Genomic DNA, 15,090 nt, shown 5'->3' on the forward strand with positions numbered 1-15,090 from the left:
GAGGGGAGTGCGACCGGCGGGGTGGGCTGTGAGGGGGAGTGCGCTCGGCGAGGCCAAGCGCAGTGGGGAGCCGGCTCGGCTGGGCCCGGGTGTAACGCGGATCAGGCTCTGCGGGGCGGGCGCGGCACCGGGCCCGGTCGGCGGCCGCTCCCCCGAAGCCGCCGACCGGGCCGGTCCTCGACCGCGGGCGCACGGGTTGCGGGAGTAACCCGGCACCGGCGCGGGAGGTTCGTGGCCCGTCCACCGCGGTGACGCGGTCGGGCCGGATCAACTGGCCTGCAATGGAGACCACTTGAGCCCACCCTAGAACGGATGTGCGCCTCGGTTTCTAGACTGTTTGACGCCAAGTCTGAAGGGGCCGGCGACGGCCCCCCGGCGAGGGTCCCGGCCCCGGTCCGGCTTCGGTTCCGGTGCCGGCTCCGGCTTCGGTCCCGGCTCCGGCGAGCGTCGTCGGCGAGCCGGCTCCGGGCATGACGAAGGGCCCCCTCGTTCTCACGAGGAGGCCCTCCGGTCTGTGCGCCGCCAGGGACTCGAACCCCGGACCCGCTGATTAAGAGTCAGCTGCTCTAACCAACTGAGCTAGCGGCGCCTACTGACAGGCAAAACTCTACCCGACCCGCGGGGGTGCTCCGACCAGGCGGGCGGCTCCGCGGCAGGTGGGGGTCGTCCCGTACATCATTCGGACCGTCAACGTGCGGCTCCGGATGACAGTTGAGAAACTGACGAACGTGCAGAATTGCGGACATTTCAATCTGGAGTACGAGGGGCGTCACATGAAGACTCCGGTGTTCGAGGAAGTCGATCCCGCGACCGACTGCGACTGCCCCGGATGCGTTCACTGGCGGCGTGTCCTGCCCTTTTCCTCGCGGCTCGGCCCGTCCGGCGCCCTGGCGCATCCGGCGGCCCGCGCCCATGTCCTCGCTCGCGCGGCGGTGGCGCGAACCCCCATGACGCTCGCGCTGGCCGCCGCGGCGGGAACCGTACTCGGCGCGGTGCCGGCGGTCGCCGCCGTGCACGCGCCCGTCCGGCCCGGTGTTCCCCCGGTCGACGGACACGACGACACCCCCCAGGGCCGCAGGGCGCCGCTGCACGGCCCGGTGGGGAAGCCGGGGCTGCCCGTCAGTCCGGGCAAGGCGGTCCGGGCACGCGCCACCACGCGGGCCGCGATCATCAGCCGGGCCAAGACCTGGATCGACGCGCAGGTGCCGTACAGCATGGACGACTACTGGCGGGACGGATACCGGCAGGACTGCTCCGGCTTCGTCTCGATGGCCTGGAACCTGCCGGGCAACGAATGGACCGGCAGCCTCGACAGCTTCGGGGTGCGGATCACCAGGGACCGGCTCCAGCCGGGCGACATCCTGCTCTTCCACAACCCCGACAACCCCGAGAAGGGCTCGCACGTCGTCATCTTCGGCGGCTGGACGGACTACACGCACACCCAGTACGTCGCCTACGAGCAGGCCCCGCCGCGCGCCAGGAAGCAGTCCACCCCGTACGCGTACTGGACGAACTCGGACCAGTACGTGCCCTATCGCTACCGGGGGATCACGGAGGGCGCGGGCGGTTCGCCGCCGTCCTCGGCGACCCGTTACCCAGGGGCCGCGTACTTCGGGACGGGCGCGAACAACGCGTACGTCGCCCAGCTCGGCCGGCTTCTGGTGGACCGGGGCGGCCGGCGCTTCTACACCAAGGGCCCGGGGCCGCGCTGGTCGGCCGCGGACCGGCGGGCCACTGAGGCGTTCCAGGGGGCGCAGGGCTGGAAGGGCACCGACGCGGACGGGCTGCCGGGTCCGAAGACCTGGTCGTACCTGGTCGGCAAGGAGGGCAGGAACATCCCGGCGGTGACGGCCGGACCGGGTTCCTCGCACACCGTGCCCGGCTATCCGGGACGCGCGGTGTTCCGGCCCGGAGCGAACGACGCCCAGGTGACCCAGCTGGGAAAGCAGCTGGTCAAGAAGGGGTTCGGCACCTACTACAGCTCCGGGCCCGGGCCGCGCTGGGGCGAGGCGGACCGGCGCAACGTCGAGGCGTTCCAGCGGGCACAGGGCTGGCGCGGCGGTGCGGCGGACGGCTATCCGGGACCGGAGACCTGGCGGCGGCTCTTCTCCTGAGCGGCCGGGTTCCGCACGGCTCGTGAACACACTTCCAGGCGCGGAGGCATGGAGGCAGCTATGAGTACGACGACGTCAGACACCCCGGAGTCCGAGGGGGCACCCCCGGCGGAACCCCGGTCCGACACGACGGCCGAGTGCGGTGGCGTTCACCGGGCCGCCCGGCTCATCCACAACGAGGCCACCACCGAGATCCCCGTCCATCTGCTCTTCCGTGACGACCCCGACCCGGTCTCCGTGCCGCTCGCGCCCGCCGTCGTGGGCCGTCGGCGCGGTACGGGGGAGCAGCCGAGGATCCGGCGGCCCGCGCCCGGCAGACCCCCGCGCCCGGTGCCGGAGGCCGATCCCGAGCTGGTCGAACGGCCCGCGCGGGTGCTGCCCGGTGCCGCGGGTGTGCTGGCCGGGGCCTGTGGTGTGGCCGGATGTGTTCTCACCACCTGGTGGGCGGGTCTGCTGCCGCCCTCCGTACTGGCGGCGCTCGAGCTGCCCGGGCGCGCGGGCACCGGACTCGGGCCCGCGCAATGGGCCGCGTACGCCGGGGCGGGCGCGCTCGGTCTGTTCGGCTTCGGCGGTCTCGCCCGTGGCCGGACCGGACGGGCCTGGGTGCTCGGTCTGTTCGGGCGCTATCGCGGCACGGTCCGGCGTACCGGCCTGATGTGGGTCAACCCGCTGGTGCTGCGCCGCCGGGTCGACGTGCGGCTGCGGCACTGGCGCAGCGAGCCGATGTCCGTGGTCGACGCGAACGGGGTCGAGCTGCGGGTGATCGTGCTCGTCGTGTGGCGCGTCAAGGACACCGCGCGGGCCACGCTCGCGGTCGACGACCACCGGATGTATCTGCGTGAGTGTGTGGAGGCGGCCCTCTCGCGGGTGCTCTCCCAGCTGCCGGCCGAGCTGCCGCCCGCCGTGATCAGGGATCTGACCCTGCGCAACACGGACGCGGTCGGCGAGGCGCTGACCCGGATGGTGGCCGCGGACACGGCCCCCGTCGGTCTGGAGGTGTTCTCGGCGCAGCCGACCCGGATCGAGTACGCGCCGGAGATCGCCGCCGTGATGCAGCGCCGCCGGATCGCGGCCCTGGACGCCCAGCACCGCGACAGCGTGCTCGGCTCGGTCGTCGACTCGGTCGAGGACACGGTGACCCGGCTGACCCTGCGCGGGCTCGTCGAGCTGGACGACTACGAACGCAAGGCGTTGGTGAAGGACCTGACGGTGGCGTTCTGCACCGGACGCGGGGAGGTCTCCGCGTAGGTCGCGCAGGTCGTATGGGCCTCGTGGGTCGCATGGATCTAGTGGGTCATGTGGGCCTCTTGGGTCTCGCAGGCCTCGTAGACCTCATCGGCCGCTTGACCCCGGCCGTGCGGGGCGGTCGGGTCGGCTATTGGTATGGACATGTTCAACTACCCGCAATAATCTGACACTTGGTCTAGACCTGAACCTCGCGCGGGCGCCTCACGGGAACATCCCCCACGTCCTCCAGGAGCGGCAGCATGCGCACACGGACGAACCAACACCCCGCCGGCCGGTCCCGCGCCGGCGGGAAAGCGAAGTTGTACGCGGCGGCGCTCGGCCTCGCGACGGCGGGCACCTTCGTGCTCTCCACCGGCGGCGCCAGTGCCCACGGCTACACCGACCAGCCCCTCAGTCGGCAGAAGATGTGTGCCGCCAACGGTGGCATTGTGGCCAACTGCGGTGACATCCAATGGGAACCGCAGAGCGTCGAGGGCCTCAAGGGCTTCCCGGCCGCGGGTCCGGCCGACGGCAGCATCTGCTCCGCCGGGCACGCCAACTTCGCCCAGCTCGACCAGCCGAAGACTCCGGCGGGCGCGGCCTGGCCGACGACCAAGGTGACCGCGGGGCAGACCTACACGTTCCGCTGGCAGTTCACCGCGATGCATGCGACGACCGACTTCAAGTACTTCGTCACCAAGACCGGCTGGAACCAGAACCACGCGCTGACCCGCGCGGACCTGGAGACCACCCCGTTCCTGACGGTCCCCTACAACGGACAGCGCCCCCCGGCCACGCTCACGCACACCGGCACGCTGCCCGGCGGCAGGACCGGACACCACGTCATCCTCGGGGTGTGGACGGTCGCGGACACGACGAACGCGTTCTACTCCTGCGCGGACGTCACGTTCTGAGACCCGCGATCCGGCGCCCGCAATCCCGGTTCCACGAGTTCTGAGCCTCGCTTGAGGCGCGGGCGCCACCGGTGCGGGTATGTTCCCCGCACGTCGACATGACCATGCCGACGCGCGGGGAACAGTGTCCGACCACCGGGGGACCGTCATGAGTGTGTTCTTCTATGTCCTGCCCAGCCTGATCATCGCCGCGGTGCTCTTCGCGGCGGCCAGGATCGTGCGCCGCCTGCTGGAGGTGCGCAGCGCCTGGAACAGCGGACTGACCGCGGAGGCGCGCTGTCTGCGTTCGTACACGACGGTCAGTGGGGGAGGCAACGACACCTCCGTCACCACGACCCTGCGCCACGTCTACGAGTTCACGACGCGCGACGGCCGGGCGATCCGCTTCGAGGAGCCGAACGGCCCCGCGACGGTGTTGGAGGGCGACATCGTCCCCGCGTACTACACCGCCCGGAACCCCGAGAAGGCCACGGCGCACGCGCCGAACCCGGGCAGGGCGGTCGCGGGCACCCTCGCCCTGCTGGTGTTCCTCGGCGTGATCGTCAGTTTCTGCGTCGGCTTCATGATCACTTATCACGAGGCGGTCTCCGGCGTCGACGGGTTCCTCGGGGGTTAGCGCACGGGACTCCCTATCTGACGAGCCGTCAATTACCTTACGTCTGCATGGTGTCCAGGAGGCGTACCGTCGGGGAGCTCGTGCGGCAGCGGTGGGGTGACCACCGGCCGGGACTGTGGTTCGAGGGCCGGGTCATCAGCCATCACCAGGTGGCGGCGGGCGCGGCGGCGCGTGCGGCACTGCTCGCCGATGCGCTGCCGTACGGCGCGGAGCCGCATGTGGGGGTGCTGCTCGACAACACCCCCGAATATCCACTGTGGCTCGGCGCGGCCGCCCTCGCCGGTGCCGCCGTCGCGGGGATCAACCCGACCCGCCGCGGACCCGAACTGGCCCGGGACATCCTGCACACCGAATGCCGCGTCCTGGTCACCGAGCGAGCTCATCTGCCGCTCCTCGACGGACTCGAACTCCCCGGCGTGCGCGTCCTGGTGACCGACACGGACGCCTACGCCGAGCTCCTGAGGACCTACGAGGGCGCGAAGCCGGACGACGGCGGGGCGCGTCCGGACAGCCGCTTCCTGCTGCTCTTCACGTCCGGTTCGTCCGGCGCGCCCAAGGCCGCCGTCTGCACCCAGGGCCGCATCGCCGCGGCCGGGCGTTCCCTCGTCGACCACTTCGGGGTGCGCGCCGACGACACCCACTACATCTGCATGCCGATGTTCCACGGCAACGCGGTGATCGCCGACTGGGCGCCCGCGCTGGCGACCGGCGCGGGGATCGCGCTGCGGCGCCGCTTCTCGGCCTCCGGGTTCCTCCCCGACGTACGGGCCTCGGGCGCGACGTACTTCACCTACGTCGGCCGCGCCGTGCAGTATCTGCTGGCCACGCCCGCCCGCCCCGACGACCGCGACAACCCGCTGCGCCTGGGATTCGGGACGGAGGCCGGCGCGGTCGACGCGGCCGCCTTCGAGAAGCGCTTCGGGGCGCGGCTCGTCGAGGGGTACGGCTCCTCGGAGGGCGGCGCCGCCGTCCAGCGCACGCCAGGCACCCCGGCCGGGGCGATCGGCCGGGCGGCGCCCTCGGACGACCTCGCGGTGATCGACCCGGACACCGGGCGCGAGTGCCCGCCCGCAGTGTTCGCCGGGAACGGGCGTCTGCTCAACGGCGCTGACGCGATAGGGGAGTTGGTGAACCGGGGAACCAGTCTCTTCGAGGGGTACTGGCGCAATCCCGAGGCCGAGGCGGCCCGGCGCCGGGGGGCGTCACCCGGGCCGGGGCAGGGGAGCGGCGAGGCGGGGGCGGGGACCGGCGAGGAGGGGCAGGGGGCCGGCGAGGCGGGGGCGGGGGATGCTGGAGCGGGGGCCGGCTGGTACTGGACCGGTGATCTCTTCTACCGCGACACCGACGGCTTTCTCTACTTCGCCGGGCGAAGCGACGACCGGCTGCGCGTCGACAGCGAGAACCTCGCCGCCGCGATGATCGAGAACATTCTCGCCCGGTACGAGGACGCGGCCGCCGTCGCGGTGTACGCCGTGCCGGATCCGGTGGCGGGCGACCAGGTGATGGCGACGCTCGCCCTGAAGGAGGGCGCCCGCTTCGGTCCCTCGCCCTTCGCCGGGTTCCTGCTCGCCCAGCCGGACCTCGGCACCAAGATGGCCCCCCGGTTCCTGCGGATCGTGGAACGGATGCCGGTCACGGCCACCAACAAGATCCACCGGGTGGCCCTGCGGCGCGAGGGCTTCCGTTGTCCCGACCCGGTGTGGTGGCGGCCCCCGGGCGAGCCGGCGTACCGGAGGCTGACGCCGGCGGACGTGGACGGACTGGTGTCCCGGTACCGGGCGCACGGCCGGGAGGAACTGCTGACGCGATAGCCGCGGGGCGGGGCGGGGCTGGGCCGGGCCGGGAGGCGGGGTCGGAGGGCGGCACTCCGATGGGTCCGTCGGCTAGGGGTCCCTGGCCCGGGGTCCCTCCCCCGGCGCGGTGCGTCCCGGGCGGTTCGCGTGGCGGTGACGTCGGGGGCGGTGACGTCGGCCGGTGACGTCGAGGGGGGCTTTCGAACGGCGAGGGCTTTCGAAAGGCGGTGTCTTTCGATCGGCGGCGGCATGAGGCATCCCGGCCGCCATCCGCGGGGAGGATATCCGGGCACGTGTGCCGAGGGGCCCCCGCGCCGGAGGCCCGGGCCGAGCGAAGAAGGGCGTTGCGTTGCCTGATCCGGGTCGCGGACACGCAGGCCGCGGGGCGGTGCCGCCCCGGCTCACGTCCGCGCCCGTGAAGCCGGTGATGTCGGTGACGCCAGTGGTGCCGGTGACTTCGACGGTGACGCCGCTACCGGTACCGGCACTCTGCCGGGAACTTGTCATGCCCCTGCGGTCCAGGTCGCCTCCCGGGAGGACCGTCGCCCCGGCCCGGCAGTTCCCCCGGGACGACTGTCGCCCCCCAGCGGAACGATGCGCCCGGCTGCACGGTCCGACGCCCCCCACTCGCCCCCTCCACGGCACCCGAAAGGCAATCATGTCCCCCACACATGACACGCTCGACCGCGGACACAATGACGACCTGCTCGGCTTCGTCAGGTCCAGCCCCTCGCCGTACCACGTGGTGGCGAGCGCGGCGCAGCGCCTGGAGAAGGCGGGTTTCGCGGAGTTGCGGGAGCGGGACGACTGGACCGCCGGAGCCGAGGGCGGCCGCTATGTCGTACGCGGGGGAGCGCTGCTCGCCTGGTACGCCCCGCCCGGCGCCCCCGCCTGCACCCCGTTCCGGATCGTCGGCACCCACACCGACTCACCGAACCTGCGGGTCAAGCCCACTCCGGACACCGGCTCGGCGGGGTGGCGGCAGATCGGCGTGGAGGTCTACGGCGGAGTGCCGCTCAACACCTGGCTCGACCGGGATCTCGGCGTCTCGGGGAGGCTGGCCCTGCGTGACGGTTCGACCCGGCTGGTCCGCGTCGACAAACCGCTGCTGCGGGTGCCGCAGCTCGCCATCCACCTCGACCGGACCGTCAACGACGGGCTCGCCCTGGACCGGCAGCGGCACCTGACCCCGCTGTGGGGGCTCGGCGGCCCGCGGCCCGGCGCCCTGCTCGGCCGGCTCGCTGACGAGGCGGGCGCCGAAGCGGCGGAGGTCCTCGGCTGGGACCTCATGCTCCACGACATCCAGCCGCCCGGATACCTGGGCGCGGACGAGGAGTTCATCGTCGCGCCGCGCCTCGACAACCAGATCTCGGTGCACGCGGCCGTCGCCGCCCTGGTCGCCGCGGCGGGCTCGGAACGCCCGCCCGCGTCCGTACCGGTGCTCGCCGCCTTCGACCACGAGGAGGTCGGCAGCGGATCGGAGACCGGAGCCCAGGGACCCTTCCTGGAACGGATACTGGGCCGCTCCGTGTCCGCCAGGGGCGGGGGGCGCGAGGACTTCGACCGTGCCCTCGCCGGCACCCTGTGCGTCTCCTCCGACATGACCCACGCGGTCCACCCCAACTACGCCGAACGCCACGACCCTGACCACCGTCCGCTGCCCAACGGCGGCCCCGTGATCAAGGTCAACGTCAATCAGCGGTACGCCAGCGATGGCATCGGTGTCGCCGCCTTCGCCGCCGCGTGCGAACGGGCCGGGGTTCCGTGGCAGCCGTTCGTCTCGCACAACGCCATGCCGTGCGGGACGTCGATCGGTCCGATCACCGCGGCCCGTCTCGGTGTGACGACGGTCGACGTGGGGGTGGCCGGGCTGTCGATGCACTCGGCGCGTGAACTGTGCGGGGCGCGGGACCCGGAGCTGCTGGCGCGGGTGCTGACGGAGTTCGTCACGGCGGAGCGGGCCGGCGTCCGAGACCGGGGGCGGTGATGGTCCCGGACATGCGTGAAGGCCCCCCACAGTGTGGAGGGCCTTCACCAAGGTGCGCCGCCAGGGACTCGAACCCCGGACCCGCTGATTAAGAGTCAGCTGCTCTAACCAACTGAGCTAGCGGCGCATGACTCTCGCCTTCCGCTTCCGCGGCCGGCGACAAAAGAAATACTACCTGGTCCGCGGGGGTGTTTCGGACCAGCCGCGCACACCACTCACGCGGCCTTCCGGGCGGGCCCGCACTCGCTCCGTGCGGGCCCGGCGCGGAGGCTGTCAGATCGCCAGGGAGAGCAGTACCGGGGTCGCTCCGCGGTTCAGCGTGTCGGCGGCGCGGCGGAGCCGGTGGGCGTGCTCGACCGGGAGGGACAGGGCGAGGCAGCCGACGGAGGAGCCCGCGGTGATCGGGACGGCCGCGCAGACCGTGCCGATCGCGTACTCCTGGAGGTCGAGCACGGGCACGGTGGCCGGCTGGGAGTCGAGGCGGGACAGCAGGAGCCGCTCGCTGGTGATGGTCCGCGAGGTGAGCCGGGCCATCTTGTGGCGGGCGAGGTGGTCGCGGCGGCCGTTGTGGTCGAGCTGGCCGAGCAGACTCTTGCCGACCGCGCTGGCGTGCGCGGAGGAGCGGAAGTCGACCCACTCGTTGACCGCGGGGCTGGACGGGCTATCCGCGTACTGGGTGACGTGCACCTCGCCGTCGATGTAGCGGCTGATGTAGATCGCGGCGCCGACCGAGTCGCGGAGCCGGTCGATCGTCTGCTGGAGCTTGTCGCGCAGTGCCTGCTCGCGGCCGTGGGCGGAACCGAGGAGGCCGAGGGCGGCGCCGGTGACGTACGCGCCGTCCGCGACCTGCTCGACGTAGCCCTCCCGGCGCAGCATGCGCAGCAGTACGGTCAGCCGGTCGGCGCCGAGGCCGGCCCGGCGGGCGAGATCGGTCGCGGTGACACCGGTGGTGTGCCGCGACATCGTCTCCAGCACGCGCAGCGCGTCCTGGGCCGAGTGGTACGGCGCGGTCGGCTCGTTCATCAGCGCCACGGTTTCCCCCTGCGCTTCATGGCCCGGCTCAAAAATGACGTCGGTCCGGACGGCTGGGCTCATTACACGATAACGGCCAAGACGCCTTCCGTGGCGGTCTGTTGACGAGATTGGTGGTGCGCTCCATGCCTCTCAGCAGGAGCGCACCACCCTGGCATATGCCAACGGCATGACGCTTCGGGCATGTCCCGGCCGCGGGACCTCGCGCCTTCCCGGAAGCGCTCCCCCTCCGCCCCTCGTTCGCTCCCCGAGTCAGAGGACCGCGCCGAGGAACTCCCTGGTCCGCTCGTGCTCCGGATCGCTGAACATCCGCTCCGGCGGGCCGGACTCGATGACATGACCGGAATCGAACATCAGGACCTGGTCCGAGATGTCCCTGGCGAAATTCATCTCATGGGTCACACAGAGCATCGTGATGTCCGTGGTGCGGGCGATGTCACGCAGTACGTCGAGGACGCCCGCCACCAGTTCGGGGTCGAGTGCGGACGTCACCTCGTCCAGCAGCAGCACCTGCGGCCGCATCGCCAGAGTGCGGGCGATGGCCACGCGCTGCTGCTGGCCCCCGGACAGCCGGCCCGGCCGCTCGTCGCACTTGTCCGCGAGGCCGACCAGGTCCAGCAGTTCGCGGGCCCGCTCCTCGGCCTCGTCCCGGGACAGGCCGAGGACGGCCACGGGTGCCTCGGTGACGTTCCGCAGCACGCTCATGTTCGGGAAGAGGTTGAACTGCTGGAAGACCATCCCGATCTTCTTGCGGACCTCGCGGACCTGCTTCTCCTGCGCGGGGAAGAGCCGGTCCCCGGCGACCGTGATCGTGCCCTCGTCGGGCCGGGTCAGGGTCATCAGCAGCCGCAGGATCGTCGTCTTTCCGGAACCGGACGGGCCGATCAGGGTGACGTGCTTGCCGGAGTCGACGCGGAAGTCGAGCCCGTCGAGGACGGTGTTGTCACCGAAACGCTTGGTGACCTTGTCGAAGCGGATCAGCTCGCTGCCGTCCACCGGGGGGTTGTCGAGGGCGTTCGTGTCAGCGGACAAGTCGTCGCTCCAGGGCTCGCAGCAGCAGGGAAGCCGGGTAGGAAATGAGGATGAAGGCCACGCCGATGACCGTGAGCGGCTCCGTGAACTGGAAGTGCTGCTGCGAGTACAGCCGCGCCTCGCCGAGCATCTCCAGCACCGTGATCGTCATCAGCAGCGGCGTGTCCTTGAGCATCGCGATGACGTAGTTGCCGAGCGCCGGCACCACACGGCGCAGGGCCTGCGGCAGGATCACCGCCGTCCAGGTGCGCCGCACGGGAAGGCCGAGCGCCGTGGCCGCCTCCCACTGGCCGGCCGGCACGCCCTCGATACCGGCCCGGTAGACCTGCATCGTGTACGTCGAGTAGTGCAGTCCGATCGCGATGACACCGGTGGTCAGGGCGGAGAACGTGATGTTCCACTCGGGCAGCACGTAGAAGAGGAAGAACAGCTGCACCAGCAGCGGGGTGTTGCGCACGAACTCGGTGACCACCCCGACCGGCCAGCGCACCCAGCGGGTCGGCGCCCGCATCAGCAGCGCCCACACCAGTCCGAGGGCGAAGGAGATCACCGAGCCGAGGGCCAGCGCCTCGAGCGTGACCAGCAGGCCGTCCCAGAAGTGCGGCATGAAGTCGCCGACGGCGTTCCAGTCCCAGGTCATGAGGCACCACCGATCGTCGTCTCTGCGAGGGGCACGATGCTCATGAGGCACTCCTGCCCGCGGTGGCACCGGCGCCCGCACCGGCCGTCGCGGCCCGCTTCGCCTCGCGGGCCGGCACGCTGTCCGACGCCTTGCCGACCCCGGCCTTCAGCCGCTTCTCCAGGCCGCGCATGAGCCGGGTGAGCAGGAAGGCGATGACGAAGTAGATGAGCAGGACGTACGTGTAGACCTCCGCGCTCTGCTGGAGGGCCAGCCGCACCAGATTGGCGCTGAACGTCAGATCGCCCATCCCCATCACGGAGACGAGCGCCGTGCCCTTGAGCAGTTCGACCAGCAGGTTGGAGAAGGGCGGGATCATCTCCGGCACCGCCTGCGGCAGCAGGATCAGCCGCATCCGCTGCCAGGGTGTGAAGCTGAGCGCGATCCCGCCCTCGCGCTGAGCCGGGTCGACCGCGTTCAGCGCGCCGCGCACGATCTCGGAGCCGTACGCCCCGTAGGTCAGCCCCAGTGCCAGCGTGCCCGCCCACAGCGGGACGAGCTGCCAGCCGAAGGCGAGCGGCAGCACGAAGTACACCCAGAAGATCATGATCAGCGCGGAGGTGCCGCGGAACACCTCGGTGTAGAAGCCCGCGAGGAAGCGGACGATCCACCGCCGCGACGTGCGCGCGATTCCTGCCAGGAAGGACATGGCTCCGGCCGACAGCGCGCTGAAGAGCAGCAGTTGGACGGTGACCCAGATCCCTTCGAGGACGAGTTTCCAGAGTCCCGATGTCATCCGCGGCACAGCTCCTTCGCGGTCATGTCGGTCATCTCGGCCCTGGTGAAGCCGAACGGCCGCAGGACGCGGAAGAGTTCGCCGCTCTTCTTCATCTTCCGCAGCTCGACGTTGAAGGCGTCCCGCAGCCTCGTCTCCTGCGAACGGAAGGCGAAGCCGCCCCCGTCGACATGGGGTTCGCCCTTGACCAGCGGAGCGAAGGGCCTGGTGCTCTCAGCCTTGTCGGACTGCTTCACCACCTCGCGGACGGTCAGCGCGGTTCCCGCGAACACGTCGGCGCGGCCCGCCTCGACCGCGTTCAGCCCGGCCACCTGGTCGGGCACGACCAGGATGTCGCTCTCCTTGTACCCGGCCTCGACCGCGTACTGGATCTCCGCGTAGCCGGTCCCCGTCGCGAACCTGGCCTTCTTGGCCACGACGTCCTTGTAGTCGTGCAGCCCCTTCGGATTGCCCTTGCGCACGATGAACGCGTCGAGCATCTGATAGTCGGGGTCGGCGAATATGACCTGCTCGCAGCGCTCCGCGTTGATGTACATCCCGGCGGAGACCACGTCGAACTGCTGCGAGTCGAGCCCGGGTATGAGCGAGCCGAACTCGGTCGGCACCGGCTGGACACGGTCGACGCCCAGCCGCTTGAAGACGGCCTTGGCGAGTTCCGGTGCCTCTCCGGTGAGCCGGCCGTCCTTGTCGATGTAGCCGAAGGGGATCTCGCCCGCGATGCCGAGGCGGACGACGCCCTGCGCCTTCAGCCGGTCGAGGAGATCACCGCCGCCGGCCGACGACGCCGTGGCCACGCGACTACAGCCGGCGGCGCCGAGCGCGCCGAGGGCCGCGACGCCCGCGAGCAGCGACCGGCGCGTCGTCCCGGGCGGATGTCTGCCGTTCCCCGTCGCGTTCGCATCTGCATTCCCAAGTGGTGGAGCCATGGCCGCGCGGCTACCCGGGACCATGCGATGTATGCGGACCGGATCCGGCCCCGTGCGGCCGTGGGCTCGTGACGCGAGCGGGACCATGGAAGGCACGGCCGATCGATTCATCCGGGTGTCACTGGCCGGGCGCGGTGTGCACGGCACCGCGAAACTCCTCGACGACCGGGCACCGGTCACCTGTGCGGCGGTGTGGGACGCGCTCCCGCAGAGCGGTGACGTCCACCACGCGAAGTACGCGCGCAACGAGATCTACGCCCTCTTCCCGCCGTTCGCGGCAGCGGAGCCGCCGCTGGAGAATCCCACCGTCACTCCCGTTCCCGGAGACCTTTGCTGCTTCGCCTTCGCGGGCACGGAGTTGGGCACCCGGGCCTACGGATACGGCACCGAGGTCCGCCCCGGCGCCACCGTGGTCGACCTCGCGCTCTTCCACGAGCGCGACAACCTGCTCCTCACGGGGACGTGGGCTGGGTGCCGGGCATCGTCCGGGGCCAACTGATCCTGGGACTCGCCGAGTTGGCCGCGGCCTGCGACGACCTGTGGCACACCGGAGCCGCGGGGGAGACGCTCGGCTTCGAGCGGCTCTAAGGCAGGGGCAGGGGCAGAGGCTGGGGCAGGGCCGGTGGCGGTGCCACTCCGGCGGCTCCCGCCTCGTACAGCGCGTGCGCCGTGCGCAGGACGAGGTCGTCGCGATGCCGGGCGGCGACGATCTGCATCCCGGCCGGAAGCCCCTCGCCGTCCACGCCGACCGGGACCGTCGCCGCGGGCTGCTGCGTCAGATTGAACGGGTACGTGAACGGGGTCCACCCCGTCCAGCGACGGGACCCCGACCGGGCCGGGACCTCGGCGCCCGCCTCGAAGGCCGTCAGCGGCAGGGTGGGCGTGACGAGGACGTCGTACGACGTGTGGAACAGGCCCATCCGGCGGCCCAGCGCCATCCGGACGTCCGTGGCGGCGAGATGGTCAAGGGCGCCGACGCGGGCGCCCAGGCCGCAGATCTCCCGCAGCCCCGGGTCGAGCAGGGCCCGCCGGCCGGCGCCGAGCCGCTGGGTCACCCGGGCCGCTCCGCTGAACCACAGGGTGTGGAAGGCGTCCACCGGATCGGCGAAGTCGGGGTCCGCCTCGGTGACATGGGCGCCCAGGCCCGCCAGGCGCTCCACCGCCCGCCGTACCGCCGCCGCGACGGCCGGGTCGACGGCGACCTGCCCGCCGAGCGAGGGCGAGTAGGCCACCCGAAGACCCCGCACCCCCTTGCCGAGGGCGTCCACGAAGGATCCGCCGGCCGGGCCGAGCGCGGACCAGTCGCGGGCGTCCGGCGTTCCGATCACGTCGAGCATCAGGGCCGCGTCGGCCGCGTCCCGGGTCATCGGGCCCACATGCGAGAGAGTCCCGAAGGCGCTCGGCGGATACATCGGAACCCTGCCGTACGTCGGCTTCAGCCCGAAGATCCCGCAGAACGCGGCCGGGATACGGACGCTGCCGCCGCCGTCCGTACCGAGCGACAGCGGACCGGCGCCCAGCGCCACGGCCGCCGCACTGCCTCTGCTGGAGCCGCCCGAGGTGCGCGTGACGTCGTACGGATTGCGCGTCACCCCCGACAGCGGCGAGTCCGTCACGCCCTTCCAGCCGAACTCGGGTGTCGTCGTCTTGCCGAGGAACACCGCCCCGTGCTCGCGCAGCCGGGCCACGGCGGGGGCGTCCTCCTCCCAGCTTCCCTGTGCGCTCGTCGTCCTGGAGCCGCGCAGGGTGGGATGCCCGCGCAGCAGCAGGATGTCCTTCACCGTGACGGGCACACCGTCCAGCAGCCCCGCGGGCTTGCCCCGCCGCCAGCGGTCCGCCGACTCCCGTGCCCGGGCCAGGGCCTCGTCCGCGAGGAGAGCGACGAACGCGTTCACGGCCGGCTGTACTCGGCGTGCTCGCTCCAGGGCCGCGCGCGTCGCCTCCTCGGGGCCGAATTCGCCCTTGCGGTACCCGTCGACGAGTTGTACGGCCGTCAGGTCGGTGAGTTCCGGCATCGGTTCCTCCCAGGGCGCT

The 15,090-nt window shown here is 71.7% G+C and carries 12 protein-coding genes, 2 tRNA genes and 1 pseudogene; 7 read left to right on the forward strand and 8 right to left on the reverse strand.

Annotated elements, in window-relative coordinates:
* Positions 1-515: 515 nt before the first annotated feature.
* Positions 516-589 (reverse strand) — tRNA-Lys (locus ABZV42_RS22310).
* A 184-nt stretch (positions 590-773) separates the two neighbouring features.
* Between ABZV42_RS22310 and ABZV42_RS22315 the strand changes: the two genes are divergently transcribed.
* From ABZV42_RS22315 to ABZV42_RS22340, 6 genes are all read left to right on the forward strand, one after another.
* The gene (locus tag ABZV42_RS22315) at positions 774-2,114 is read left to right on the forward strand and encodes a peptidoglycan-binding protein (RefSeq protein ID WP_355980784.1); all 1,341 of its coding nucleotides are present in this window, start codon (positions 774-776) and stop codon (positions 2,112-2,114) included.
* 60 nt (positions 2,115-2,174) lie between these two features.
* Positions 2,175-3,362, forward strand: coding sequence for an SPFH domain-containing protein (locus ABZV42_RS22320; protein ID WP_356053239.1), 1,188 nt, complete (start codon positions 2,175-2,177; stop codon positions 3,360-3,362).
* A gap of 239 nt (positions 3,363-3,601) precedes the next feature.
* Entirely contained in the window at positions 3,602-4,255 is a 654-nt protein-coding gene (locus ABZV42_RS22325; RefSeq protein ID WP_355980790.1) for a lytic polysaccharide monooxygenase, read from the forward strand.
* A 148-nt stretch (positions 4,256-4,403) separates the two neighbouring features.
* Positions 4,404-4,871, forward strand: coding sequence for a DUF3592 domain-containing protein (locus tag ABZV42_RS22330; protein ID WP_355980793.1), 468 nt, complete (start codon positions 4,404-4,406; stop codon positions 4,869-4,871).
* Positions 4,872-4,918: 47 nt separating this feature from the next.
* Positions 4,919-6,682, forward strand: coding sequence for an AMP-binding protein (locus tag ABZV42_RS22335; RefSeq protein WP_355980796.1), 1,764 nt, complete (start codon positions 4,919-4,921; stop codon positions 6,680-6,682).
* Between the two features lie 640 nt (positions 6,683-7,322).
* The gene (locus tag ABZV42_RS22340; RefSeq protein ID WP_355980798.1) at positions 7,323-8,651 is read left to right on the forward strand and encodes a M18 family aminopeptidase; all 1,329 of its coding nucleotides are present in this window, start codon (positions 7,323-7,325) and stop codon (positions 8,649-8,651) included.
* A gap of 53 nt (positions 8,652-8,704) precedes the next feature.
* Here ABZV42_RS22340 and ABZV42_RS22345 read toward each other — a convergent pair.
* The 6 genes from ABZV42_RS22345 to ehuB all read right to left on the reverse strand — a co-directional run bounded on the left by ABZV42_RS22345 (position 8,705) and on the right by ehuB (position 13,056).
* Positions 8,705-8,778: transfer RNA gene (locus ABZV42_RS22345), tRNA-Lys, on the reverse strand.
* Between the two features lie 146 nt (positions 8,779-8,924).
* Positions 8,925-9,683, reverse strand: coding sequence for an IclR family transcriptional regulator C-terminal domain-containing protein (locus tag ABZV42_RS22350; RefSeq protein ID WP_355980801.1), 759 nt, complete (start codon positions 9,681-9,683; stop codon positions 8,925-8,927).
* Between the two features lie 252 nt (positions 9,684-9,935).
* The gene (gene ehuA / locus ABZV42_RS22355; protein WP_355980803.1) at positions 9,936-10,715 is read right to left on the reverse strand and encodes an ectoine/hydroxyectoine ABC transporter ATP-binding protein EhuA; all 780 of its coding nucleotides are present in this window, start codon (positions 10,713-10,715) and stop codon (positions 9,936-9,938) included.
* The gene (gene ehuD, locus ABZV42_RS22360; RefSeq protein ID WP_355980805.1) at positions 10,705-11,355 is read right to left on the reverse strand and encodes an ectoine/hydroxyectoine ABC transporter permease subunit EhuD; all 651 of its coding nucleotides are present in this window, start codon (positions 11,353-11,355) and stop codon (positions 10,705-10,707) included. Before ehuD ends, ehuA begins: the two co-directional genes overlap by 11 nt.
* Before the next feature lie 40 nt (positions 11,356-11,395).
* Complete coding sequence (gene ehuC, locus ABZV42_RS22365) at positions 11,396-12,130, reverse strand: ectoine/hydroxyectoine ABC transporter permease subunit EhuC (protein WP_355980807.1); 735 nt, start codon at positions 12,128-12,130, stop codon at positions 11,396-11,398.
* Complete coding sequence (ehuB, locus tag ABZV42_RS22370; RefSeq protein ID WP_356053241.1) at positions 12,127-13,056, reverse strand: ectoine/hydroxyectoine ABC transporter substrate-binding protein EhuB; 930 nt, start codon at positions 13,054-13,056, stop codon at positions 12,127-12,129. Before ehuB ends, ehuC begins: the two co-directional genes overlap by 4 nt.
* 85 nt (positions 13,057-13,141) lie before the next feature.
* Between ehuB and ABZV42_RS22375 the strand changes: the two are divergent.
* Positions 13,142-13,644: pseudogene (locus tag ABZV42_RS22375) on the forward strand (DUF3830 family protein).
* On the opposite strand, the gene ABZV42_RS22380 reads toward ABZV42_RS22375, so the two are convergent.
* On the reverse strand, positions 13,641-15,071 hold the full coding sequence (locus ABZV42_RS22380) for an amidase (RefSeq protein ID WP_356053243.1): 1,431 nt from the start codon (positions 15,069-15,071) through the stop codon (positions 13,641-13,643). The pseudogene ABZV42_RS22375 and the gene ABZV42_RS22380 overlap by 4 nt on opposite strands.
* Positions 15,072-15,090: the final 19 nt, after the last annotated feature.

Origin of the sequence: Streptomyces sp. NPDC005281 (assembly GCF_040607495.1) — a bacterium.
In the GTDB taxonomy this organism is placed as follows: Bacteria; Actinomycetota; Actinomycetes; order Streptomycetales; family Streptomycetaceae; genus Streptomyces.

What these genes read in the sequence shown, in the direction of transcription:
- ABZV42_RS22315 (WP_355980784.1), top strand. Translation starts at nt 774, where the DNA reads ATGAAGACTCCGGTGTTCGAGGAAGTCGATCCCGCGACCGACTGCGAC.
- ABZV42_RS22320 (WP_356053239.1), top strand. Translation starts at nt 2,175, where the DNA reads ATGAGTACGACGACGTCAGACACCCCGGAGTCCGAGGGGGCACCCCCG.
- ABZV42_RS22325 (WP_355980790.1), top strand. Translation starts at nt 3,602, where the DNA reads ATGCGCACACGGACGAACCAACACCCCGCCGGCCGGTCCCGCGCCGGC.
- ABZV42_RS22330 (WP_355980793.1), top strand. Translation starts at nt 4,404, where the DNA reads ATGAGTGTGTTCTTCTATGTCCTGCCCAGCCTGATCATCGCCGCGGTG.
- ABZV42_RS22335 (WP_355980796.1), top strand. Translation starts at nt 4,919, where the DNA reads ATGGTGTCCAGGAGGCGTACCGTCGGGGAGCTCGTGCGGCAGCGGTGG.
- ABZV42_RS22340 (WP_355980798.1), top strand. Translation starts at nt 7,323, where the DNA reads ATGTCCCCCACACATGACACGCTCGACCGCGGACACAATGACGACCTG.
- ehuD (WP_355980805.1), bottom strand. Translation starts at nt 11,355, where the DNA reads ATGACCTGGGACTGGAACGCCGTCGGCGACTTCATGCCGCACTTCTGG.
- ehuC (WP_355980807.1), bottom strand. Translation starts at nt 12,130, where the DNA reads ATGACATCGGGACTCTGGAAACTCGTCCTCGAAGGGATCTGGGTCACC.
- ehuB (WP_356053241.1), bottom strand. Translation starts at nt 13,056, where the DNA reads ATGGCTCCACCACTTGGGAATGCAGATGCGAACGCGACGGGGAACGGC.
- ABZV42_RS22380 (WP_356053243.1), bottom strand. Translation starts at nt 15,071, where the DNA reads ATGCCGGAACTCACCGACCTGACGGCCGTACAACTCGTCGACGGGTAC.